The 21,722-nt window shown below is 59.0% G+C and carries 25 protein-coding genes; 10 read left to right on the top strand and 15 right to left on the bottom strand.

Annotated features, from left to right (window positions below):
* Window positions 1-17: 17 nt before the first annotated feature.
* The 3 genes from CSTAT_RS08715 to glpX all read right to left on the bottom strand — a co-directional run bounded on the left by CSTAT_RS08715 (window position 18) and on the right by glpX (window position 3,838).
* On the bottom strand, window positions 18-671 hold the full coding sequence (locus tag CSTAT_RS08715; protein ID WP_244892823.1) for a lipase: 654 nt from the start codon (window positions 669-671) through the stop codon (window positions 18-20).
* A gap of 570 nt (window positions 672-1,241) precedes the next feature.
* On the bottom strand, window positions 1,242-2,642 hold the full coding sequence (locus CSTAT_RS08710) for a class II fumarate hydratase (RefSeq protein ID WP_075723129.1): 1,401 nt from the start codon (window positions 2,640-2,642) through the stop codon (window positions 1,242-1,244).
* 167 nt (window positions 2,643-2,809) lie between these two features.
* On the bottom strand, window positions 2,810-3,838 hold the full coding sequence (glpX, locus tag CSTAT_RS08705) for a class II fructose-bisphosphatase (protein WP_075723128.1): 1,029 nt from the start codon (window positions 3,836-3,838) through the stop codon (window positions 2,810-2,812).
* A gap of 253 nt (window positions 3,839-4,091) precedes the next feature.
* Here glpX and CSTAT_RS08700 point away from each other — a divergent pair, with 253 nt between their 5' ends.
* Window positions 4,092-4,694, top strand: a complete 603-nt coding sequence (locus tag CSTAT_RS08700) for a DUF4245 domain-containing protein (RefSeq protein WP_075723879.1) — start codon at window positions 4,092-4,094, stop codon at window positions 4,692-4,694.
* A 20-nt stretch (window positions 4,695-4,714) separates the two neighbouring features.
* Here the strand turns inward: CSTAT_RS08700 and CSTAT_RS08695 are convergent, their stop codons facing one another.
* The 3 genes from CSTAT_RS08695 to xseA are packed head-to-tail and all read right to left on the bottom strand — an operon-like array spanning window position 4,715 to window position 6,717.
* Window positions 4,715-5,101: a hypothetical protein gene (locus CSTAT_RS08695; protein ID WP_075723127.1), complete on the bottom strand. Its 387-nt coding sequence runs from the start codon at window positions 5,099-5,101 to the stop codon at window positions 4,715-4,717.
* Between the two features lie 25 nt (window positions 5,102-5,126).
* Window positions 5,127-5,438 (bottom strand): exodeoxyribonuclease VII small subunit, encoded by a 312-nt coding sequence (locus CSTAT_RS08690; protein WP_075723126.1) that lies wholly within the window; start codon window positions 5,436-5,438, stop codon window positions 5,127-5,129.
* A gap of 37 nt (window positions 5,439-5,475) precedes the next feature.
* Window positions 5,476-6,717, bottom strand: a complete 1,242-nt coding sequence (xseA, locus tag CSTAT_RS08685) for an exodeoxyribonuclease VII large subunit (RefSeq protein ID WP_075723125.1) — start codon at window positions 6,715-6,717, stop codon at window positions 5,476-5,478.
* 85 nt (window positions 6,718-6,802) lie between these two features.
* On the opposite strand from xseA, the gene CSTAT_RS08680 reads away from it, so the two are divergent.
* Window positions 6,803-7,804, top strand: coding sequence for a 4-hydroxy-3-methylbut-2-enyl diphosphate reductase (locus CSTAT_RS08680; protein WP_066795103.1), 1,002 nt, complete (start codon window positions 6,803-6,805; stop codon window positions 7,802-7,804).
* 130 nt (window positions 7,805-7,934) lie between these two features.
* On the opposite strand, the gene CSTAT_RS08675 is transcribed toward CSTAT_RS08680, so the two are convergent.
* The 3 genes from CSTAT_RS08675 to CSTAT_RS08665 are packed head-to-tail and all read right to left on the bottom strand — an operon-like array spanning window position 7,935 to window position 11,810.
* Complete coding sequence (locus CSTAT_RS08675; RefSeq protein WP_075723124.1) at window positions 7,935-9,089, bottom strand: DUF6542 domain-containing protein; 1,155 nt, start codon at window positions 9,087-9,089, stop codon at window positions 7,935-7,937.
* 35 nt (window positions 9,090-9,124) lie between these two features.
* A complete protein-coding gene (locus CSTAT_RS08670) occupies window positions 9,125-10,312 on the bottom strand; it encodes a DNA recombination protein RmuC (protein ID WP_075723123.1) in 1,188 nt (395 codons plus the stop codon).
* Window positions 10,313-10,343: 31 nt separating this feature from the next.
* Window positions 10,344-11,810, bottom strand: coding sequence for an AI-2E family transporter (locus tag CSTAT_RS08665; protein WP_066797761.1), 1,467 nt, complete (start codon window positions 11,808-11,810; stop codon window positions 10,344-10,346).
* A gap of 211 nt (window positions 11,811-12,021) precedes the next feature.
* Here CSTAT_RS08665 and ychF point away from each other — a divergent pair, with 211 nt between their 5' ends.
* Window positions 12,022-13,107, top strand: coding sequence for a redox-regulated ATPase YchF (ychF, locus tag CSTAT_RS08660; RefSeq protein WP_066795094.1), 1,086 nt, complete (start codon window positions 12,022-12,024; stop codon window positions 13,105-13,107).
* Window positions 13,108-13,383: 276 nt separating this feature from the next.
* Here ychF and CSTAT_RS08655 read toward each other — a convergent pair whose 3' ends face one another.
* Window positions 13,384-13,926 (bottom strand): DUF488 domain-containing protein, encoded by a 543-nt coding sequence (locus tag CSTAT_RS08655; RefSeq protein ID WP_075723122.1) that lies wholly within the window; start codon window positions 13,924-13,926, stop codon window positions 13,384-13,386.
* Between the two features lie 369 nt (window positions 13,927-14,295).
* Here CSTAT_RS08655 and CSTAT_RS13490 point away from each other — a divergent pair, with 369 nt between their 5' ends.
* Window positions 14,296-14,439 (top strand): hypothetical protein, encoded by a 144-nt coding sequence (locus CSTAT_RS13490; RefSeq protein WP_153301077.1) that lies wholly within the window; start codon window positions 14,296-14,298, stop codon window positions 14,437-14,439.
* Window position 14,440: 1 nt separating this feature from the next.
* On the opposite strand, the gene CSTAT_RS13655 is transcribed toward CSTAT_RS13490, so the two are convergent.
* From CSTAT_RS13655 to CSTAT_RS08645, 3 genes are all read right to left on the bottom strand, one after another.
* On the bottom strand, window positions 14,441-14,884 hold the full coding sequence (locus CSTAT_RS13655) for an EamA family transporter (RefSeq protein ID WP_244892936.1): 444 nt from the start codon (window positions 14,882-14,884) through the stop codon (window positions 14,441-14,443).
* A 51-nt stretch (window positions 14,885-14,935) separates the two neighbouring features.
* A complete protein-coding gene (locus CSTAT_RS13650) occupies window positions 14,936-15,139 on the bottom strand; it encodes a hypothetical protein (protein WP_211272997.1) in 204 nt (67 codons plus the stop codon).
* A 348-nt stretch (window positions 15,140-15,487) separates the two neighbouring features.
* Window positions 15,488-15,925, bottom strand: a complete 438-nt coding sequence (locus tag CSTAT_RS08645; RefSeq protein WP_244892822.1) for a TetR/AcrR family transcriptional regulator — start codon at window positions 15,923-15,925, stop codon at window positions 15,488-15,490.
* Window positions 15,926-16,066: 141 nt separating this feature from the next.
* Between CSTAT_RS08645 and CSTAT_RS08640 the strand changes: the two genes are divergently transcribed.
* On the top strand, window positions 16,067-16,507 hold the full coding sequence (locus CSTAT_RS08640; RefSeq protein ID WP_075723878.1) for a YtoQ family protein: 441 nt from the start codon (window positions 16,067-16,069) through the stop codon (window positions 16,505-16,507).
* A gap of 27 nt (window positions 16,508-16,534) precedes the next feature.
* Here CSTAT_RS08640 and CSTAT_RS08635 read toward each other — a convergent pair whose 3' ends face one another.
* Together CSTAT_RS08635 and CSTAT_RS08630 are read right to left on the bottom strand one after the other, a co-directional pair.
* Window positions 16,535-17,569: an ATP-binding protein gene (locus tag CSTAT_RS08635; RefSeq protein WP_075723121.1), complete on the bottom strand. Its 1,035-nt coding sequence runs from the start codon at window positions 17,567-17,569 to the stop codon at window positions 16,535-16,537.
* A complete protein-coding gene (locus CSTAT_RS08630; RefSeq protein ID WP_066795079.1) occupies window positions 17,566-18,240 on the bottom strand; it encodes a response regulator transcription factor in 675 nt (224 codons plus the stop codon). Before CSTAT_RS08630 ends, CSTAT_RS08635 begins: the two co-directional genes overlap by 4 nt.
* A 90-nt stretch (window positions 18,241-18,330) precedes the next feature.
* Here CSTAT_RS08630 and CSTAT_RS08625 point away from each other — a divergent pair, with 90 nt between their 5' ends.
* The 5 genes from CSTAT_RS08625 to CSTAT_RS13835 all read left to right on the top strand — a co-directional run bounded on the left by CSTAT_RS08625 (window position 18,331) and on the right by CSTAT_RS13835 (window position 21,695).
* Window positions 18,331-19,218 (top strand): DUF418 domain-containing protein, encoded by an 888-nt coding sequence (locus CSTAT_RS08625; RefSeq protein WP_075723120.1) that lies wholly within the window; start codon window positions 18,331-18,333, stop codon window positions 19,216-19,218.
* Window positions 19,199-20,080: a trypsin-like serine protease gene (locus CSTAT_RS08620; RefSeq protein WP_075723119.1), complete on the top strand. Its 882-nt coding sequence runs from the start codon at window positions 19,199-19,201 to the stop codon at window positions 20,078-20,080. Before CSTAT_RS08625 ends, CSTAT_RS08620 begins: the two co-directional genes overlap by 20 nt.
* An 89-nt stretch (window positions 20,081-20,169) precedes the next feature.
* A complete protein-coding gene (locus CSTAT_RS08615; RefSeq protein WP_244892821.1) occupies window positions 20,170-20,559 on the top strand; it encodes a cupin domain-containing protein in 390 nt (129 codons plus the stop codon).
* 147 nt (window positions 20,560-20,706) lie between these two features.
* Window positions 20,707-21,297 (top strand): NUDIX domain-containing protein, encoded by a 591-nt coding sequence (locus CSTAT_RS13840; protein WP_244892820.1) that lies wholly within the window; start codon window positions 20,707-20,709, stop codon window positions 21,295-21,297.
* Between the two features lie 14 nt (window positions 21,298-21,311).
* Window positions 21,312-21,695 carry an LOG family protein gene (locus CSTAT_RS13835; RefSeq protein ID WP_244892819.1) on the top strand — a complete coding sequence of 128 codons (384 nt, stop codon included), beginning with the start codon at window positions 21,312-21,314 and terminating at the stop codon, window positions 21,693-21,695.
* Window positions 21,696-21,722: the final 27 nt, after the last annotated feature.

The following is a 21,722-nucleotide window of genomic DNA, read 5'->3' as shown; positions in this document are numbered from 1 at the left end:
AAACTGAATGGTTTTGATCACTGTTGGGAATTTTCCACCAGGTCATCCAAGCTACGCGTCAGGGAAGCAGCTGCCTTAAGCTCTTTTTCGCCAGCTGCAGATTCTTCGAAGTACTGCGCCGATAGTTGTCCGGCATCTTCTTCAAACTCCCAGAACCCATCGGTTACGCACTTCTTATTTAGTGCCTGTGTGTCATAAGTGACCACGCTTTCTTCGCCTGCCTCAGGTTCCATCAGCGTTAAAAGCGCCTGGCATCCGGTGGTTGGATACACCAACACAGCGGTCGTGCCAGCAAAGGAGATGACTCCGTTCCACGCGTTTTCCGGCCCCGCATTGAATTTACCTGCGAAAGTCCCGACGAATCCGCCATCAAGCTTCTCAACTGGCGATGCAGAATCCACCTCCACCACGCCCCGCTCCACCATCGGCGTTGGTTCCGGTTCCGCGTTTGAACGAATCCACGCGAACAATGCCGCCACAACCGCGAGCACCACGACCAGCACTCCAACGATCCACATCCACCGGTCCACAGTTTTTGAACCCTTGTATTGTTCAAAAGAGTTTTGGTTACTGCTCTCGGCTTTCTCCACCCGTTGCTGATTGGGAAGGTTCGAGTTGTGTGCATCCGGCATGTTTTCAGGCATGGCAGTAATCTTAGCCGTCTCGTTCAAACTGACCGCGTCCCCTTCGCGCTCACCGGCGAAAGTGTCCTGGCGAGGCGACTGGTTCTGGTGAGCGCGAAGCGCACACTTAGCTTTGCGATGCATGCGCCTGCCTATCATCGGCGCCGTCCGAGCGGGGTAGTGCTGCGAGCCGTCGATAGTTAGTGACGGCTAGTGACGGCTATTGACAGTTTGAGATGGTTTTGGACGGTTTGCGACGACGTCGCGTCAGCATTGAGGCGATGGTCTCTTCGCGCTCACCGGCTTTAGCTTTCTCGTGAATGGCGGGCTTTCCGTGAGCGCGAAGCGTACATGGGGCGCGTTGCGAGTGTTTTGGGCACCTAGCGTTCAAATTGCGTTGGAGCTCGGCGGTGCTTGGCGGGACATCTGCCCATAGATTTCAGCGATGTGTACCCTTCGCGCTCACCGGCGAAAGCGTCCTGGCGAGGCGACTGATTCTGGTGAGCGCGAAGGGGACAATGGGCTGGGTTCGGTGACAAAGGGGAGGCTGGAGAGTGAAAAGAGCACCAGCCAACAATGTGGCTGGTGCTCTTTGGTAACTAAGCGGGAAAGTGAAGCTTAGAAGTTGTCGCGGTCGGTGTTGGCCATGGCCAGAACATCGAGGCGCTTGTCCAGTTCTTCTTCGGTGAGTTTGTCGCCGTCAACGAAGCCGAGGTTGATGACAGCTTCGCGGATGGTGATGCCTTCAGCCAACGCGTGCTTAGCAACCTTGGCTGCATTCTCGTAGCCGATTGCAGAGTTCAACGGTGTAACGATAGATGGGGAAGACTCAGCGAAGGTCTTCATGCGCTCAGCGTTTGGCTCGATGCCATCGACAAGGCGATCAGCGAATACACGAGCGGTGTTAGCCAGCAGGCGAGAGGATTCGAGAACGTTGCGTGCCATCATTGGGATGAAGACGTTGAGCTCGAATTGGCCCTGGGTGCCGCCGAAAGCAACAGCTGCGTCGTTGCCGATAACCTGTGCGGAAACCTGGGTTGCGGTCTCGCACAGAACAGGGTTGACCTTGCCCGGCATGATGGAAGAACCTGGCTGCAGGTCAGGCAGGTGAATCTCAGCGAAACCGGTCAGTGGGCCGGAGCCCATGAGGCGGATGTCGTTAGCCATCTTGTACAGGGAGACAGCAACAACGCGCATTGCGCCGGAGAACTCAACGAGAGCGTCGCGGTTAGCCTGAGCCTCAAAGTGGTTCTTAGCTTCAGAGAGCTCGTCGATGCCGGTGAGCTTCTTAAGCTCCTCGGTGACCTTTGCGCCGAAATCAGCGGAGGTGTTGAGGCCGGTACCAGCAGCGGTGCCGCCGATAGCGAGCTCGCCCAGGCGAGGAAGCGTTGCTTCGATGCGCTCGATGCCCAGCTCGAACTGGCGAGCGTAGCCGGAGAATTCCTGGCCGAGGGTTACTGGAACAGCATCCATCAAGTGGGTGCGGCCGGACTTAACAACGTCCTTCCACTCATGAGCCTTCTTCAGAAGGGACTCATGCAGGACCTTCAAACCTGGGATGAGGTCGTTGACGGCAGCTTCGGTTGCAGCCACGTGGGTTGCGGTTGGGAAGGTGTCGTTGGAGGACTGGCCCATGTTCACGTGGTCGTTAGGGTGCAGCTCAACGCCATTTTGCTTGGCTAGGGAAGCGATGACCTCGTTGGTGTTCATGTTGGAAGAGGTACCCGAACCGGTCTGGAAAACATCGATTGGGAACTCAGCATCGTACTTGCCGGTGGCGATTTCCTTGCCAGCAGCGATGATGGCGTCGGCGATTTCGCCGTCCAATGCACCGGAATCCTTGTTGACCTGTGCACATGCAGCCTTCAGAAGGCCCATTGCGCGGATCTGCGCAGACTCCAAGCCACGGCCCGAGATTGGAAAGTTCTCAACTGCACGCTGGGTCTGTGCACGCCACAGTGCGTCTTTAGGAACCTGTACTTCGCCCATCGTGTCATGTTCGATGCGGTATTCAGTCATGAAATCCACCTTCTTTGTAGAGAGAATAAATCTATTTAACTGGAATGCACCCAGCAGGCATGTATCGCGCTACTGGGGTTTTAAGGCTTTGCGCCTTCAAATGGCTAATTTTCGGCTCGCGCGCCCTGACATTGGGCGCGGGGCTTGCCTACTAGCCTAGCCAAATCCTATTGTGCGGGATTCGACGCAGGGTCGGAGTAGTCAATTACGGAGTACTCCTGCAGCTTGGACAGCTGGTGAATGGACTCAAGGTAGCGCACGGTGCCGGACTTGGAACGCATGACCATGGAGCGGGTCGTTGCGGAGTTTGCCCGGTAGGAAACACCGTCGAGCATGTCACCGTTGGTAACACCGGTAGCTGCAAAGTAGCAGTTCTCGGAGGTGACCAGGTCGTTGGTAAACAGCACGCGGTCAAGGTCGTGGCCGGCGGCGCGAGCACGCTCAGCTTCTTCCTCGTCGGTTGGCCACAGCTTGCCCTGAATTTCGCCGCCCATGCACTTGAGTGCACAAGCGGTGATGATGGCTTCTGGAGTGCCACCGATGCCCATGAGCAAGTCGATGGAGTTGGAGTCCTGCGCAGCGGCGATTGCACCTGCAACATCGCCGTCCATGATGAGGCGAACCTTGGCACCGGCCTCGCGGATTTCCTTGATGAGTTCATCGTGGCGTGGACGGTCCAACACAACAACGGTAACTTCCTGCGGGCGAAGGCCCTTGGCTTCTGCGACAGCGTTGATATTGAAGGCAACAGGCTTGTTGATGTCTACCTTGCCGGCAGCTTCTGGGCCGACAACCAACTTATTCATGTAAAACACAGCGGAAGGGTCGTACATCGTGCCGCGCTCAGCAGCGGCGATGACAGAAATCGCGTTGGGGCGGCCTTCAGCCATCAAACGGGTGCCATCGACAGGATCGACTGCGATATCCATCCCTGCGCCTTCACCGGTGCCTACATGTTCGCCGTTGAAGAGCATTGGGGCTTCATCTTTTTCACCCTCGCCGATAACAACTACGCCGTCCATGGATACGGAGTTGATGAGCGTACGCATGGCATCGACTGCTGCGCCGTCGCCTTCATTCTTCATGCCGCGGCCAACCCACCGACCAGAGGCTAGTGCTGCAGCTTCGGTGACGCGCACCAGCTCCATAGCGAGGTTGCGGTCTGGAAGTTCACGATCTCCAGCAGTATTTGTCATCGGTTAGAAGGCCTTCCTCATTGGTTAATCTGTGTCAGCGTGTGTCAACTTGTGTGTCAATTTGGCACGTGCATTTCAAGTATGCCCATTGACCCCACTATTATTCCATGTTTCCCAACCTCAGCATCCCCGAATAGTCCCCCGAAAGTGGGGCACCAGGGCTACCGTCACAGCAAGCACGTGCAGACAAGGTGCTTAAAGACACCCCGAGTGGGTTACCTATTTTGTATCAGGGCGTGCGATACTAATGCGCATGGCGGGCGAGGATAAACCAAAGATTTTCGAAAACGGCCGGGACATGATGTTGTCGCTCGGAGTGATTGTTGTGGGAATGGTCGCGGTTGTCGGAACAACCGGTCTGTGCACCATCAACCCAGAAACTTCTGATTTGTCTGCTGTTCGGGAAGTCGACGGCGAAGCATTCTTAGATATGGAAGCTCGCGGTGCGCAAGGTGCCATTCGCGTTCCCGATGTGCCAGAGGATTGGGTAGCTAATTCCGCACGTCGTGCTGGCATTGCACAGCAGCCAGCTTCCGTTGTCGGGTGGGTAACGCCAGGGGAGGCATATTTGTCGTCTTGGCAGACGCAAGTTTCGCTTGACGATGCCATCTCCAGCTTCGACGAGCACTTCCGCGAAGAAACCGAAACGGTAAATATCGACGGCCAAGACGTAACCGTGGCCTCTAGCGCGGAAAATAATGTGCGTGAAGTGTGGGCGTTCGACTTGGAAGATGAACGCGTACTGCTTACCGGTACTGCGCCTGACGCGGACTTCGAGGAATTAGTCCGCGCATTCTTGGCAGTTGACCCGGTCGACATCGGCGCTGCTGATGCAGGCATCGACGCATCTCATTAGTTGCTTTCGGCGCGGAATAGTTAAATATTCCGCGCTGTGAAGCGAATCTTTTCTAGCACGTCCCCGTAGTTAGCCGTGACTCCGACTTGCTCCGTGCGCTCTTGTGCAGCTTCGCCGACAGGGCCGGAAACGCGCTCGCGGTCGACAAAGATTTCAATCTTTTCTTTCGACAACGCTGGTTCTACGGTGATCGCATAAAGCTTGCCGACGCTAAACTCAAAGCTTAAAGAACCGTTGTAATAAGTCAGCTCCTGGTGCCCTTCTTTATTTTGAAGGTCAGTTTTGGTGTGCGCGGGCCCAAAGAATTCTTCAATCAAGCCAATGGGGTCGCCAAATTCGACCGCGCCTGCTGAAGCGGATTTGGAGATGAAATCAACGCGGTCACCGGGGTAAGCAAAAATCTGCATGGGGAAGTTGTGTTCTTTCTTATAGCTAGAAGTCGGTGTTGGTGGAATCTTCGACGGCATTGTCGACGGCACTATCGGCAGATTCGCTGCCTGCGGCACGGGCGTTTAATGCGTCTTCCACGCGCTTGGAGGCGCCATCGAGGTGGTTCTCGCACGCTTTCGCAAGTGCTTCGCCGCGTTCCCAGTACTTAAGAGATTCATCCAGGCTCATTTGTCCCAGCTCGAGAATCTTCACGGTCTCAATAAGCTCATCGCGAGCTTGCTCATAGCTCAACGTGTCGATGGCTGGAAATGCATCCTCGCCTGGGGTGCCGGTGCCAAAAGAATCAGTTGCCATAAGGTTTACTTTCTACGTTGTGGAGGAGTGAAAAATTTTAATCGGAGGGGCCTGCGTCCAAGACAGCAGCCGAGAGGGAACCGTCGCCGACGCGGACACGAATTTGCGCGCCTGGTGGGGCCTGCTGGTAGCTGGTGACTACCTCAGCCTCGGAACCATCACGTGGAAGTACCTGGACCACAGAATAACCACGTGCAAGGGTTGCTGCAGGTCCTAAAGCGCTTACCTGGGAGCGAAGCGCGCTGACCCGTGATGCTTCACGGTCTAGCAGGACTTGGATATCACGCCGCATCAGTTGCTGCAGTCGCGAGACCTCTTCGCGCTGTACGGTAATCGGACGCATCGGATCCGCAAGCACTGGGCGTGAGCGAAGTTGCGCCACGCCGCGGCGTTCACGCTCAACCCACCCACGTAGGGCAGCGGCCATCCGTCCACGTGCTTCGGCGATGCGGTCATACTCAATGGCGACATCGGGGACAACCCGCTTGGCGGCATCGGTAGGCGTGGCGGCGCGGACATCGGCGACATTGTCCAGCACTGGATTATCCGGCTCATGGCCAATGGCAGAGACCACCGGGGTGTGTGCTGCAGCGACAGCTCGCTGCAAAGCTTCCTCGGAAAAGGGCAGAAGGTCTTCGACAGAGCCACCGCCGCGGGCGATGATGATGACATCGACGTCCGGGTCTACATCGAGAAGCTGCAATGCATCGATAACCTGTGCAACCGTACCGGTGCCTTGCACAGCGGTGTTAATGACGCGAAATTGCACAGCCGGCCATCGGTCTTGTGACACCGCTAGTACATCGCGCTCGGCCGCCGAACCGCGACCGGTGATCAGCCCAACTTTCTTGGGCAAAAAGGGCAGTGGCTTCTTGCGCGCCGGGTCCGTAAGCCCTTCGGCCGTGAGTTGTTTGCGCAAGGCTTCGATGCGGGCAAGAAGCTCACCGATGCCAACGTGGCGGATATCCGTGGTCCACAAACTAAAGGTTCCGCGGCCGGCATAAAACGCAGGCTTGCCATAGACCACCACGCGGTCGCCGTCCTTAAGCGGCGTGGGAAGGTTGCGCACCAAATCTGTGGGACACGTCAACTGAACAGATTTTTGCTGCTCGACATCGCGCAGCGTCAGATAAGACAACTTCCACGTCGACTTGATATTAATTTGGGTCAGCTGCCCCTCGACCCACAAGAATCCAAGCTTCTCAATCCACCCTTTGACCTGGTCGTTTACCTTACCAACCGGCCACGGTGCTTCTGGGGAATTTACGGATTGCGTCACGTGTGACCTCCCCGATTGCGTAACGAACTTTGGTGCATAATCACCCAGTCTATTGTTTTAGCGGCACCTGAGATAGTCTAGGGGCATGACTGAGGCAGGAAAGAACGTTCTCCTGGCGGCACCCCGCGGCTATTGTGCCGGTGTGGATCGTGCAGTTGAGACAGTTGAAAAGGCATTGAGCAAGTACGGCGCACCCGTGTATGTGCGTAAGCAAATTGTTCACAACAAATATGTTGTTGAGTCTTTGGCTAAGCGCGGAGTCATTTTCGTTGAAGAAGCATCTGAAGCACCAGAAGGTGCTCACTTGGTATTTTCCGCACACGGTATTTCACCAGCTGTGCGTCAAGAGGCCGAAGGCCGCAAGCAATTAACCCTAGATGCGACGTGCCCTTTGGTGACAAAGGTGCACCGTGAAGCTGTGCGTTTTGAGCGCGATGGCTACCACATCTTATTGATCGGCCACGAAGGCCATGAAGAAGTAGAAGGCACAGCCGGTCACGCGCCGGAGGTCACCCACTTGGTAGATGGCGTGGAAGGCGTAGAAAAGCTCCCAGAGTGGCTGCAGAATGAAAAGCTGGTGTGGCTGTCACAGACGACTTTGTCCGTGGATGAGGCCATCTCCATCGTGAATCTTTTGCGCGAGCGTTTCCCACACTTGGAAAACCCGCCATCAGATGACATTTGCTACGCAACGCAAAACCGTCAGGAATCCGTCAAGGCCATCGCGCCGAAGTGTGACCTGATGATCGTTGTGGGCTCCACCAACTCTTCGAACTCCGTGCGCCTGGTTGAAGTGGCACTCGATGCTGGTTCCAAGACCTCTTACTTAGTCGACTACGCATCTGAGATTAAAGAAGAGTGGCTGGAAGGCGTCGAGACCGTCGGCGTTACCTGTGGTGCTTCCGTTCCGGAACTGTTGGTACGTGAGGTTCTCGAGTTCCTTGATGAGCGCGGCTTCAACAACGTGGAGCAAGTCACGACCACGACGGAGACCATTCAGTTCTCCTTGCCACGCGAGCTGCGCCCACCACGCACTGCGAAGGCACGCAACGCTGCGGCACGTGAGCGCGCCAACGCTGAGGCTTAATACTTGGCCTGAAGGTGTAAGACTTAAGCGATACGCCTTCAGCTAAAGATGCAGATAGGAATCAGCCCCATCTTCGAGAAGAGTAAATCTTCTTAAAGATGGGGCTGATCCTTTTAAACTGAAGGTTTAATTAGTTGCCGTAGAGGTCTTCATCCAGAGCACGGGGAGCGCGCTTGCGATTATCGGCCGCATCTGGAGCTGGAGCTTGCTTCGATGACGCGTCTGTGGGCGGAGTAGGGCGCTTAACGGTCTTTTGTACATCGCCTGCACGACGCCGTGGATCGGGGCGCAGACGAGCGTCTGGACGCGCGCGAGAGGTGCGATCCGAACCAGCTGCATTGACTGCGCCATCGGTGGCATGGCGAGTGTCAGACTGTGCACGGCGGGCGCGCTCTTGATTCCTTTGCGCTTCATTAACCCGACGACCCGTGCGGGAAGCGTAGCCAGAGCGCCCAGCGATGTCTCCGTGGCGATACTCGCGGGAAGAACCATCACGAGATGACACATCACGGCGCGCGGTGCGGCGTGAAGCATCAGTGGAGCGGACCCAGCGAACCTCGCTAGCAGTGCCGCGACGAGACGACGCACGAGGCGAAGACGCAGGAGGCAGGGTAGTACGCCCAGCGGCACCTGAGCTAGGAGTTTCAGGGCTCGTGGTCTTGGAATCTACCCCAGGACGCGATTGCGGACGCGGCGTGCGCTTATTGTTTTTGCTGCGCTCGACCAATTCCGCCACGGATAGACGTTCCGTAGTCTTGCGGGCACGCGAAGTGGTTTGAGTATTTCGGCGATTAGATTCGGCCATCGTCCGGCGATTAACCATTTCTTTAGAGCTAATGCTCGTAGCCTTTTGCTTCGCGCGGTATAGGCGGAGTACCGCAATAGCGATGCATCCCAGCAACGTGATGGCCAAATGCGGAAAGACCTGCAGCAGTGGATATGCCGAGGTCACCAAGATGGTCGCGGATAACATTGGCGAGCCCTCGCCGGCCGATGCACGCGAAACTACCCACGAAGTTATGAAGATAGCGATACTAAATAACAGTGGAATGGACGCAACGGTTAGGAATAAACCGCGGACGTGCACAATCAAGCTGGCTGCGATCGCGCCGAGGATAAAGCAGATCAAAAAAGGCCAGCCCACTGAAGCTGTGATGGAAGAAATAAGCAATCCAGTCACAAGGGCGGCCATAATGACAGCAATACTCGTCCACACGGGCAACGCGCCGAAGCCCTTTTCGGCGCGGCTACTTACTGGGTGTGATTGGGTATTGACATGGGACACGGTGAGAGAGTCTACCTTGTCATTTCGCCAAATCCTTAACTTCCGGCCGAATTCATGCCGAAGAGATCAGTCCCACCTTCGTCATCATTGAAGTCAGTGGTGGTTTCGGTGCTGGCCTTCGCTGGAGCAGCTGTCACCGGCGAAAGGTTCGTGGGGCGCTTATCCGTGCGGGTAGGGATATCCATTTCTGATAATCGGCGCGCGGTTACCATCACGCGTGAGTCCATCGAAGACAGTGTGGAGTTGAAGGCCTCCACTGCCTTTTCCAAGCTGCGGCCAACGCGGTTGTAATGGTCACCGACGGTATTAAGCCGCGAGTACAACTCGCTGCCAAGGCGTTGCACTTCCCGTGCTTTATCGGAGATATCCTCATGCCGCCAACCCAAGGCCACCGTGCGCAAGAGCGCGAATAGTGTTGTGGGCGTTGCGATGACCACGTTGCGCTCAAAAGCGTATTCCAGAAGCTCGGGGTCTACTCCGAGAGCAGCGTCCAAGAACGGATCTGCCGGCGTGAACAAAACAACGAACTCCGGGGTCGGGGAGAATGCCTCAATGTAGTCCTTATGTGAAAGCTGTTGCACGTGGGTGCGCACCATGTGCGCATGGCGGCGCAAATAAGCTGCGTGCTCTTCCGGATCGGATGTTTCCAAGGCATCCAGGTAAGCCGAAAATGGAACCTTGGCATCGACCACGATGTGACGTTGAGATGACAAGTTGACCACCAAGTCAGGCCTGACAGCTTTATTTCCTAAGTAAGCAGTGACCTGGGAGTCAAAGTCAACGTGTTTGACCATCCCGCCGAGCTCGACGACTCGCTCCAATTGGATCTCACCCCAGCGGCCGCGGACATTGGGAGAACGTAACGCCGTGACCAGTTGATCCGTGCGGTCGGACAGGCGGGTGGAGGTTCGCGACATGGTGTGTACTTGGCTGGATAGCTGCGCAAAGGCATTGACGCGCTCAGACTCTAATTCTTGTAACTGCGAGCCCAGCTTTTCCATCGCGCGTTCCAGCGGAACCATGGTTTGCGCAACCGATTGATTGACGGACTTATTCACAGACAAGGCGAACTCTGCGGTATCAGCAGAGTCACCGGCAGGTGGCTGGCTCAAGGAAAGGACAGAAGTGCGGGAGCTATGCACAAACCAGCCCAGTGCTGCGCCCAGTACAAGGCCGATGAAGAGACCGACAAATAGCAGCGTGATTGGCATTGCAGAACTCATGTACTTACTGTCTCATACGCAACAGACAAAGCTAACGATCGCGGTCGCGTGGATCGAGTAAATGTTCGAAGAAATCGCGTGCCTGCTCGATCTTTCCCTTGGGCTGATTGGCGGCAGTATTGCTGGGGGTGGCGTCGACATCGACAAGCTGCTCTAGCGCATCTCCTAAGCCGTCGTTGTTTACATCGGAGATGGCCGAAGCGACGGCTGGGGAATGGAGGTTTTCTGGAAGCTCTGACAGCAGTTTGCGGCGGTGAGCGCCTTGAGCCTCGTTGTAGCGGCCTGCAAGATATCCCGCAACAGTAGCGAATTCGATGTCGCTGGCTTTCTTCTCTCCCGACTGCAACTGCAACATGTCCTGGATGTAGCGGTAGAACACCGCGATCATGGCCGCCGCGGGAACCGCGAGGAATGCGCCGATCAGGTTAAAGAGCGCACCACCTACCGTGACGGAAACCAGCACGATAACAGGGTGGAGGTTCATAGCCTTCGATTGCAGCCACGGAGAAAGAACATTGCCTTCCAGCTGCTGCACCAGCAAGACCAGGCCTAAGACGATAAGTGCTTCGGTAAAGCCCAGCGATACCAGCGCAATTAATACTGACAAAGCACCGGCAACGATGGCACCAACCAGCGGAATGAAGCCAGCCACGAAGGTGATGATCGCAAGAGTCATTGCCAGTGGCACGCCGATGACAAATAGGCCAAGGCCAATGAATACCGCGTCGATCAAAGACACTAGAGCTTGTGCGCGAATGTATCCGCCAAGGCTGTTCCAGCCGCGGGTAAGCGCCTCCGTGAGGTGCCAGCCAGCGCGACGACTGGTGGCCTGACGGATCCAGGGGAGAAACTTATGTCCGTCTTTGAGGAAGAAAAACGTCATCACCGTCATCACAACCAAGGTGATAACGACGCTGGTGGCAGTGCCTACACCGGAGATAAACGACCCGGCGATGGAGCCTGCCTGCTGCTGAATCCAATTAGCGATTTCATCAACATACTTGCCGATATCAGCGGCATTAAGTTCTAATGGCGGCCCCAGTGCCCAAAGCTGGAGACGCTGGATACCTTCAACGGCTTGCAGATACAGCGACTGGGATTGGCGGGCGAAATCAGGCGCGACGAAGGAAAAGATGCCGCCGGCAATGAATACAAAAAGCAAGAGGCTGATGATTGCCGCTAGTGCTGAAGGCACCTTGAACTTACGTAGCGTTGAGGCGACCGGTGCGAGCACCGTACACACAATTAACGACAAGACAACTGGCAAAATACCTCGCCAGAAGCTGCCGATGATTTCGCCCAGCAGATATAAAAAGAAACCAATAACAACGAGGCGAATCGCCCACAGTGAAGCGGACTTAATCATTCCGCCTGCTACAACCATGCGGTCGACTTGATCGCCTGGGGGATGAGGAGAGATAACTGCTAAGCGTTCCACATCAGTGGTGTGGTCAAACTTGCCACTGAGCTGTAACTTTTCCAGCTCACGCGCGGTCATTTCTTGAGCCTGCGCAACTTGTGCTGCATCAGTGGATTGAGCAGTGCTTTCATCGCTGTGCTCTGTGCTCATGTGGTGTTCACCGCCGCTCGGATCTGGTGTTAGAGAATCTTTTGAACTCACGCTTCTATATTGCACTAAAAATTAAAGATTTAGGCTACAGCCCGCCCATTCTGCCACACCCGCATTGGTGTGCGTTAGGATTGTCCGCGTGAGTCTTACACTTGGAATTGTCGGTTTGCCCAACGTTGGCAAGTCCACTTTGTTTAATGCCCTGACCCGTTCTGACATCTTGGCTGCGAATTACCCGTTCGCCACCATTGAGCCCAATGTCGGCCTGGTTGAATTGCCTGATCCTCGCCTGGGACGCCTTGCGGAAATTTTCGGCTCCGAGCGCATCTTGCCGGCGACGGTTTCCTTCGTGGATATCGCCGGCATCGTTAAGGGCGCATCGGAAGGCGAAGGCATGGGCAACGCCTTCCTCTCTAATATCCGCGAAGCCGATGCCATCTGTCAGGTTGTGCGTGCGTTCTCTGATGAGAATGTCATCCACGTTGATGGCCAGGTCAACCCAACCTCGGACATCTCCGTTATCAACACTGAGTTGATTCTGGCGGACCTGCAGACCATCGAAAAGGCTTTGCCACGTCTGGAGAAGGAAGCCAAGAAGAACAAGGATCTGGCTGAGCAGGTGGAAGGCGCAAAGCAAGCGCAGGCCATCTTGGAAGATGACCGCACCTTGTCTGCCGCTGCCAAGAACGGCGAGATCGACCTCGCGCTCGTGCGTGACCTGCACTTGATGACGGCGAAGCCTTTCCTTTATGTCTTCAACTCTGATGAAGAGGTCCTTACCGATGACGCGAAGAAGGAAGAACTCCGTGCGCTAGTTGCGCCTGCCGATGCAGTCTTCTTAGACGCGCAGACCGAAACCGAGCTGCTTGAGCTCGACGAGGACGAGGCACTTGAACTTCTCGAGTCTGTCGGTCAGACCGAACCTGGCCTTCAAACCCTAGCTACCGCTGGTTTCAAGACCCTTGGCTTGCAGACCTACCTGACCGCTGGCCCGAAGGAATCCCGCGCGTGGACCATCCGTCAAGGCTCCACCGCCCCGCAGGCAGCCGGTGTTATCCACACCGACTTTGAAAAGGGCTTCATCAAGGCCGAAATCGTCTCCTTCGAAGACCTCGACGCAGCAGGCTCCATGGCCGAAGCCCGATCCGCCGGCAAGGTCCGCCAAGAAGGCAAGGACTACATCATGTCCGACGGCGACGTCGTGGAGTTTAAGTTCAACGTCTAGGGCTGTGGCAGGGCAGTAGAACGTTTTTCAATTTGACGCTTTGGGGCACTACCGAGGTTCCCGGTGGTCTTCTTAGGTTGAGTGGTTCAGATTTCCTAACCTAAAGCTCGTTTGAGCGTGCTATCCGCTGGTGTGCCTCCGATGCTGCTGCTCGTAAGGTGGCGGGCACTTCATGAAGACAAGGCGTAGGTCTCGCCTGAGGTCAGGCCGAGAAGGATACCGTGGCTGACTGAGTCGCAGTCCGAGTTTCCGCACCCCTGGCATCTGGTGTACGCGCTAGCCCCGCTCGGGGTAGCGCACGAGGAGATCGTTGCCGATGACTGCGCCGTCGTTGAGCGTTGCCTCGCTCACCTTCGCCCCGGCTGCACCCAGGCCCATAATGTGGTCAACCTCGTCACCTTGGGCAATGAGATGGTCGGCGATGATACGCCGGTGACAGCGCCACCACACCGCCTCGGAGCACATGATAGCAGTGGGGGTTTCGGCGGCGTTCGCTCGTAGCTGCGAGATCGCGTCCGAGAACTCACCGCCCAGCGCATGGTCGGCGTAATTGTGGAAGCTGCGGTTACGCCAGTTACCGTTAACCTCAAACGGCACCGAGTGGGACACGTTGCGCCGCCCGGTTAGGCCCTCGCTTCTGCTGTAAGTGATGCCACGTGTGGGAAGGTGTTCGGCAAGGTGGTCGTCGTTGAACCACGGGTACTTCCTGGACCCGGGCAGCTTGCGCACATCCACGATGGATGCCGCACCGGCAGCCTTGATCATTTCAGCGAAGTCCTCGAACTCGAGGTTGGAGTGGCCCACGGTGAAAATGCGCATGTCGCCAATGCTACGCGCCAAGCGGTTACACCCACATCGGCGTCCAGGTATCGTACATCGGCAGGTGGTCGGACTGGTAGAACGCGGGGGTAGCAGGCAGGATGTTTGATGCATTCGCGCCCGCCTCTGCGTGGAATAAAGCCTGTTTACTGCCGAGCGTTCCGCACGGACCGTTCGTTTAAGTTTCAACGGACCACTTGGGCGGTATCGGAAGCTTGAATTAACCGTATGTGGGGCGGATCCCATGTATGTCTTGTTAAAGGATGCTGCTGCACGAGCCGCGGGGACTGAGGCTACCTGGTACGCACTCTATGTTTGCCGTGCATAGCGAGGTGTGGTGGTTTCTAGCTGCTATTCACAAATGAGAAGGTGACTTTGCAACGACACGTCGTGGACTTCAAGTCCAACGTCCAAGACTGGGGCAAGTCAGTAGATGACTGTTCGAGCCGGGGCTTCGGAGCACTAGCGGGGTCGCCGGTGGTCTTCTTAGGTTCGACGGTTCAGCTTTTCTGACCTATCGAAAGCTCGCTTGAACCTGCGGTTCGGAGGTGCGCTCCTGTGTCGCCGGTGCAAGTGAGAGGATGAGAAGCGAGGCGCAAATGCCCGCGAGCCCGCCCCAACCGATCGCGGGGAGACGCTCTCCGACAATGACCACAGACAGCAAGGTGGCGACCGCAGGCTCAGCGAGGGTGAGTGTTGTCGCAGCACTTGGAGCGACCTGCGTGAGCCCATAACCAATGAGTAGATAGCCCAGGAACATGGGGTTCAGCGCCATGTAGAGCCCGACCATCATGGCTTGCGTGGAAGCGATGAGCGGTGCGCCGGTGAGCAGAAGTATGGGCATCAGTGCGATGCCACCCAGTCCGAAAATCGCGCCCATCGCGGGTGCGCGCCCGATACCGCTGTTCATCAGGCGGTGGGCGCTCCACGAGTATAAGGCGTAGGTCGCACCAGCAATCAGGCCGAGGAAGATACCGGCGACCGTAGGGAGTGCCTCGCTGGGGGCGTTTTACATTTTCGCAGCGCTCAGTACTGCGCTGCCCGCGATGCCGAGTGCGGCGGCGAGCATCCACCAGCCGCTGAGCCTGCGGCGCTCGATCACTCGTTCCAGAAGACCCGAGGCGATCGGGGCAGATCCGAGGGACATGACAGTGCCGACCGCGACGCCAGCCAGGTGCATCGAGCTGTAGAAGGCTAGCGGGTAGATCAACACACCTGCGGCTCCGGCGAGAACAGTTCCACGATGGGCAAACAGTGCGCGTTTTCCCCGACGAAGCGAGGGGATGGCAATGGCTGCCTGTAGGATTCCGCCGATGCCGAGCGCGGCCGCCCCATGGCCAGCGGTCCGACCGACGGGGCGAAGGTCGCCGCAGTCCCAGTGGTGCCCTACAGGAAGGGAGCACTGCGAGGACGCCGGTGGGAGAGATTCGCTTCACAGTGCCTCCAGTATCCGCATTGCGATAGCCCGTGCGTGTTCCAGGCGCTCCGGGATGCCTTCGAGGCCCGCGCGTGCCACCGCTCCTTCGAGGAGGAAGCTGAGGTGTTCGACCTGCTGCAGAGGCTAGGCTTCGGTGGTCATGGGTTCCAGGTTCTCAGCGAGAAGCCTCTCCACCTCTTCCTTGTGCGCGCGGACGGACGAGCGTGCAGGGTGTCCTGCCGGGAACTCGGCGGCTGCGTTGAGCAGTCCGCAACCTCGGAAGTCATTGCCGTAGGAGTCGTTCGCGTGGTCGATGTATGCGTCGAACACAGCTATGACTCGGTCCCTGGCTGTCGACGCTTGCGCGGTGTGCTGTCGATACAGGTCGAGCCACTCCTCGTGGCGCGAATCGATATAGGTGCTGACGATCTCTGCCTTGGAGGAGAAGTTGTTGTAAAGACTCTTCTTCGCGACCCCGGCCTCGGACGTGATCGTGTCGATACCTGTCGCATGCACCCCGTCCGCGTAGAAACGTTTCGTCGCAGCATCGAGCAACCTCTCTCGCGCTGCTCCTAGAGTCATGTCGCACCTCCTTGATAGGTAGGTAGCCCGGTCTACCTACCTGACAACGGAGGGCAATATCATTGGCGAGATCGAGCAGATTTCCCTCACACATCCGCGTAAACTCCAAGGTCAATGCCCAAAAATTAAGGAGAAGTGGCCTTGAGCTTCAACGTTTACCTGTCCGGCGAGATCCACACCAACTGGCGAGGAGAGATCCAGCGCGGCGCGCAGGCCGCCGGGCTCGACGTCGTCTTCACCGCGCCGGTGACCGATCACCCTGCCAGCGACGCCGCCGGCGACCACCTGGGTGAGGCACCCGCGGGCTTTTGGCGCGATCACCAGTCCTCGAAGGTCAACTCCATCCGCACCCGCACCCTGATCGAGAAGGCCGACATGGTCGTCGTCCGCTTCGGGGATCAGTACAAGCAGTGGAACGCCGCCTTCGACGCGGGTTACTGTGCGGCACTGGACAAGCCTTATGTCACGCTGCATGGCGAGGACATCGTCCACCCGCTCAAGGAAGTCGACGCCGCCGCACAGGCGTGGTGCACCACCACCGACCAGGTCGTCGAGATCCTGCGTTACGTGCTCGAAGCCTAAGAAGCGCTCCTCAGCTGCGCTAGCACCCTAAGCAGGCAGGCGCAGCGTCACGGCGAGCCCACCTTGAGCCCGCGGCCTGAGTTCCACCGAACCGCCGTGGGCTTTCGCAATTGCATCGACGATCGCCAGCCCCAGGCCTTGGCCGGCCCCCGCGGTCCGCTGCGCCCGTGCGAAGGGCTCCACCCACGTGCGGACCTCCGCCGCGTCCAGCTGCGGCCCACCTGACTCCACGGTGATCTCTGCGTTCCGACCCGCCTGTGCCACCGTCACGGACGGATCTTCGCCGTGGGTGAGTCCGTTGCACACCATGTTCTCCACCGCCTGACGCACCAGAGTGGGGGAGGCAGCCACCGTGAGCGCTTCCGCCGTCACCGGCACACCCTGCCCACGACCGATGTCACGGCACAGCGCGGCCAGATCCACCTCCTGGCGATCCCGGACGTCCACGTTCGCCAGCTGCAGCAGGGCAGCCACGGTATCGGCAGCGCGCGCGTTGACCTCGCGCACTCGTCCCAGCGTCTCCCGCAGTATCTGCTCATCACCGCTGGCTAGCGCCACATCAGCCATCGTCTGGATCGTCGCGATCGGAGTCTTCAGCTCGTGGGAGGCGTTCGACGCGAAGCGGCGTTGCCGCTCGAGGCCATCCGCCAGCTCGTCGAGCATTGCATTCAGCGCATCTGCCAGCTCGCCCACCTCGTCATCAGGGCCCTGGTGGCTGATGCGGGCACTCAAATCACCCCGGGTGACGGTCGCGGCGTCGTCCGCAAAATCCCGAAGCGGCTTAATCACGAGCCCAGCCACGAACCAACCGATCACCCCAGCGACCGCGGTGAGCAATGCCAATACCGTCAGGGAAGCCACCAACACGCGGCGCAAAACCTCATCGGCGATCGGCACCGCACCGTCGATGACCAGCCCCTCATCCGGGGTTGGGATCTGCGCCATGAAAGGCACCGGCGTGAGCTTCAAATAGGCGTACACCAGTCCAATCAGCGCCAACCCCACGCCCAGGACGGTGCCCAAGAACACCACGGTGATCCGTGCCCGCAAACTCAACTTCATCGCGGCACCTCCGCCACGTAGTAACCGGCACCTGCCACGGTATGCACGATCCGCGGCTCGCCCAGCTTCTTGCGCAGATGGGAGACCGTCACGCGCGGGGAATTCGTGAAGGGATCAGCATTCTCGTCCCACGCCTCCGCGAGCAGATCCTCGGCGGAAAACACCCCACCGGCTGCCTCCATGAGGACCTCTAGCACGGCAAACTCCTTCGGGCTCAAGGGCACCGCCACTCCACCCCGGGTGACCTCGCGGCGGAAGGTGTCCAGCCGCACGTCGCCACACCGGTAGACTTCGCCGCGTACCGGCAGGTTTCGCTTGGCCAGCGCATTAACCCGCGCGATGAGCTCCGGGACCTCGAAGGGCTTGGGCAGGTAATCATCCGCGCCGAGGTCGAACCCAGCCAGACGGTCGTCGAGCGCCCCCGAGGCGGTCAGCATGATCACCCTCGTCGCCGGCTGGGTATCGACCACCCAGCGGCAGATGTCGTCGCCGTGGATGCCCGGAAGGTCGCGGTCCAGGACGACGACGTCGGGCCGGATATCGTCGATCGACGAGCGCGCGGTGGCACCGTCGTAGACCGCAGTGGCCTGCATGTTTGCGCTGTTCAGCGCAGTACAAATGGCGTCGGCGAGGTAGCTTTCGTCGTCGACGACGAGAACGCGGATTGTCATGGCACCGATCGTAACGGCACGGGTGTTGTGCCCGCGTTAACGTCCCTGCGTTAACGTCCCCGCAACATCGGCCTGCGTACCGTCCCAGCTATGCAGAACCGAAACGTTGGTATCGACGTCGCGCGCGCCGTTGCGCTCGTCGGCATGATCGTCGCCCACCTGACCTACCTGGATGGCGTGGCTGTCCAGGTGTTCTACGGCTTCCCGGCCGCACTCTTCGCTTTCATTTCCGGGGTGTCGATGTGCTACATGCGGGCACGTCCTGCCCAGCTCATTGTGCGTGGACTATGCCTGATTGCCCTGCACTTCGCGCTCGCCCCGTTCACTGGGCAAGTGTTCGTGGTGCTCGGAACCATCGGACTCTGCATGGCGGTGCTCGCCTGGGCGCCGCGCTGGAGCTCGCCCGTACTCCTGTGGCTGGCCTGCGTGCTGGCCTTTGGATCGGCGGTGCTGGCGTCCACCGCGACGGTGCTTATTCCCGCCTTCTGGCCCTACTCGCCGTTGATGTGGGGAGCTCTGATGATCGCAGGGATGCTCTTCCGGCGGCATATGCTCAGCCCGAAACTGCTCTGGCTCGGCCTCGTTGTCGGCCTGTGGCTCTTCGCCGTGGATCTCGCGCTTCGCTGGTACACCATGCTGCCCGAGTTTTTCGACGTCGGCGGCCATACCGGTGGCTTGGGCGACATCACCGGAAGCATCGGGGCGTCGGTGGGCATCTGCTCGTTGTGCTGCCTGCTGCAGCGCTGGATCGGCTGGCTCGCACCACTGGGCCGTATGCCGCTCACGATCTACTGCATCCACGTGTTTACGGCGGATCGGCTGGCACCGGAATGGTTCGGCTTCTGGGTCAGTTTTAGCGGCGCCATACTCATCTCTTATGCGTGGCTCGCGGTGTGTGACCGTGGGCCGCTGGAAACTCTGCTTCGCCGCATCACTGCGGTGTTTGGAAAGGATAAAAATGAAGAAGTTCGCAGCTAGCGTGGCCGCCGGGGTGGTCGCAGCAGGAGCACTCGCCATCGCACCAGCCGGTGCCATGGAGAGCAAGACCTTCGCCGGGGACACCGAGGAGGCAAAGCCGGTCGTCTCCGTCCGCGTTGATGATTCTGACCCTGAAGAGGGCGTGTGCACCGGTACCGCCATCGACCGCCACTGGGTGATCACCGCCCGTCACTGCATCGACGCGGCCGCCAAGCCGGGCGGTTCGGTGCGCATCGGGCAGGGAGACGAGCAGCGGGTGTACAAGGTGGATCGTCACGAGGTTGCCCCACGCGGGGACATCGCCCTGCTCCACACTGAGCAGGAGATCAACCTGGATACCTTCGCTGAGGTCGCGGATGAGGTTCCCACCGGGGACGTCAACATTTACGGCTGGTCTTCCGATGGCTCCGGTGGTTCCACCAAGCTGCCGTCCGCCAAGGCGAAGGTTCGCGGTGACTCGCCGTTCGCGCTCTACGAGGCCCCGAAGGCCCTCGACGTTGCCCTGAAGGACGGCGCTCGCATCCAGCCGGGCGACTCCGGTGGTGCGATCTTTGCGGACGGCAAGGTCGCCGGCATCATGTCCGCTGGTCTCTTCGAGGACCCGGAGAACCCGACGGAGGAGGAGATGACCTCTAACGCCGCTGTCTCTGTGGCACCGGTGGCGGAGCAGGCCGACTGGATCCGCGGGACCATTGGCGGTGATGCGAAGGGCGGCGACAAGAAGGAAGACACCAGCGAGCCTGCAGCCGCGGCGTCCTCGGAGGACTCCCTGAACACGGCCCGCAACGTCGGCATCGGCGCGGGCGTCGTCGTTCTCGCCGCGGCGGGCGCCTGGTTGCTGCTGCGCCGCCGCGGGGCCTAATACCCGCCCCTGGTGCTGCCATTCCACCCGGACGGGCCTGCATGATCGCGCCTACAATTGAAGTGTAGCCGTTTCACCACGGAATACGGTTGGCTCAACCGAAGCCGTTCGTCGTCGATATCGAGAAGGAAACCCTCGATAACGAGATATTCCGCACCGCACTGTGGACCGGAGAACATTTCCAGGTCACCGTGATAAACATCCCGGTGGGCGGGGACGTCGGGCACGAGGTGCAAAACAAGGAGGACCAGTTCCTGCGCCTCGAGTCCGGCCGCGGCCGCGTCGAGATGGGGCCCTCCGAGGACGAGGTGACCTTCACTGAGGAGGTCTCCGCCGACTGGGCAGTCATCGTTCCGAAGGGGACCTGGCACAATATCATCAACATTGGTGATGCGCCGATGAAGCTCTACAGCATCTACGCCCCGCCGCACCACACGCATGGCACCGTCCACCAGACTCAGGCGGACGACGTCGACTAAAAAGTTCGCTTCGCGACGAGGGAAAAGCGCCCAGCCGACCGGCTGGGCGCTTTTGTTGTCTTGTTATCGTTAATCTTCCGTTCCCGTCCTTCCCATGGGGTCGGATGTGGGACCCATTGACAGGGCCAACCCCACTGAGAGGACTCCGTGAGCATCACTGACCCCGAAAGCCTCATCACCGTCAGCGCCACCGTGATCCGGGACCCGCATGGCCGGGTGCTGTGCGTGCGCAAGGAGGGCTCGCCATACTTCCAGCTGCCCGGCGGCAAGCCGGAGGCCGGCGAGTCTAGCGCGCAGGCCGCCACGCGGGAGGCCGCGGAGGAGATCGGAGTGGAGCTCAAAGAGGAAGACCTGAGCTTTCTGGGAATCTTCAGCGCGCAGGCCGCCAACGAGGAGGGCTTCCAGGTGCGCAGCACCGTCTACACTCCCCCTTACAGCGAGGCGCTGGGGCAGGTGGTCGGCGGCCAGGCGGAGATCGCGGAGACCCGGTGGCTGGACATCACGACACCCGAGGAGCTGGATGAACAGCTCGCGCCACTGCTGGCTCAGCGCATCGGGCCTGCGCTCAACAGGCGGATCAACTCGCTGACGGTGTTCACCGGGGCTAAAACCGGCACGGGGGAGGAATACGTTGCGCATGCCCGCGAGTTCGGCCAGCAGCTGGCGGACCGGGGCATCACCTTGGTTGACGGCGGCGGCCACGTGGAGCTGATGGGGAGATCGCCGACGGCGTCCTAGCAAGCGGCGGGCATGTGATCGGCGTGATGTCGCGGCGCCTGGTGGACGAGGAGATTGCCCACCCCGGGCTCTCCGCGCTGCTGGTGGCGGAGTCCATGGCCGAGCGCAAGCAGGTGATGACCGACCTGGCCGACGGCTTCGTCGCGCTACCGGGTGGGGTGGGCACCCTCGATGAGGTCTTCGAGGTATGGACCGGCCTCCAGCTCGGCACTCACGGCAAGCCGGTAGCGCTGTGCAACTCCCAGTTCTGGCAGCCGCTGGTCACGGGGTTGGTCTCGATGGCTAGCGAGGGCTTCATCCGAGCGGCGGATATCGATTCGGTGATCGTCACCGAGGACGCGGCTGAGACGTTGGACCGCTTCGAGGGCTGGCAGCCGCCGCGCCCGCGCTGGTCCTAGCTCTGCTTCGATGCGTTCGCCGCATCC

The organism is Corynebacterium stationis, assembly GCF_001941345.1.
GTDB classification, from domain to species: Bacteria; Actinomycetota; Actinomycetes; order Mycobacteriales; family Mycobacteriaceae; genus Corynebacterium; species Corynebacterium stationis.
This window is presented reverse-complemented; position numbering and strand designations above follow the sequence as displayed.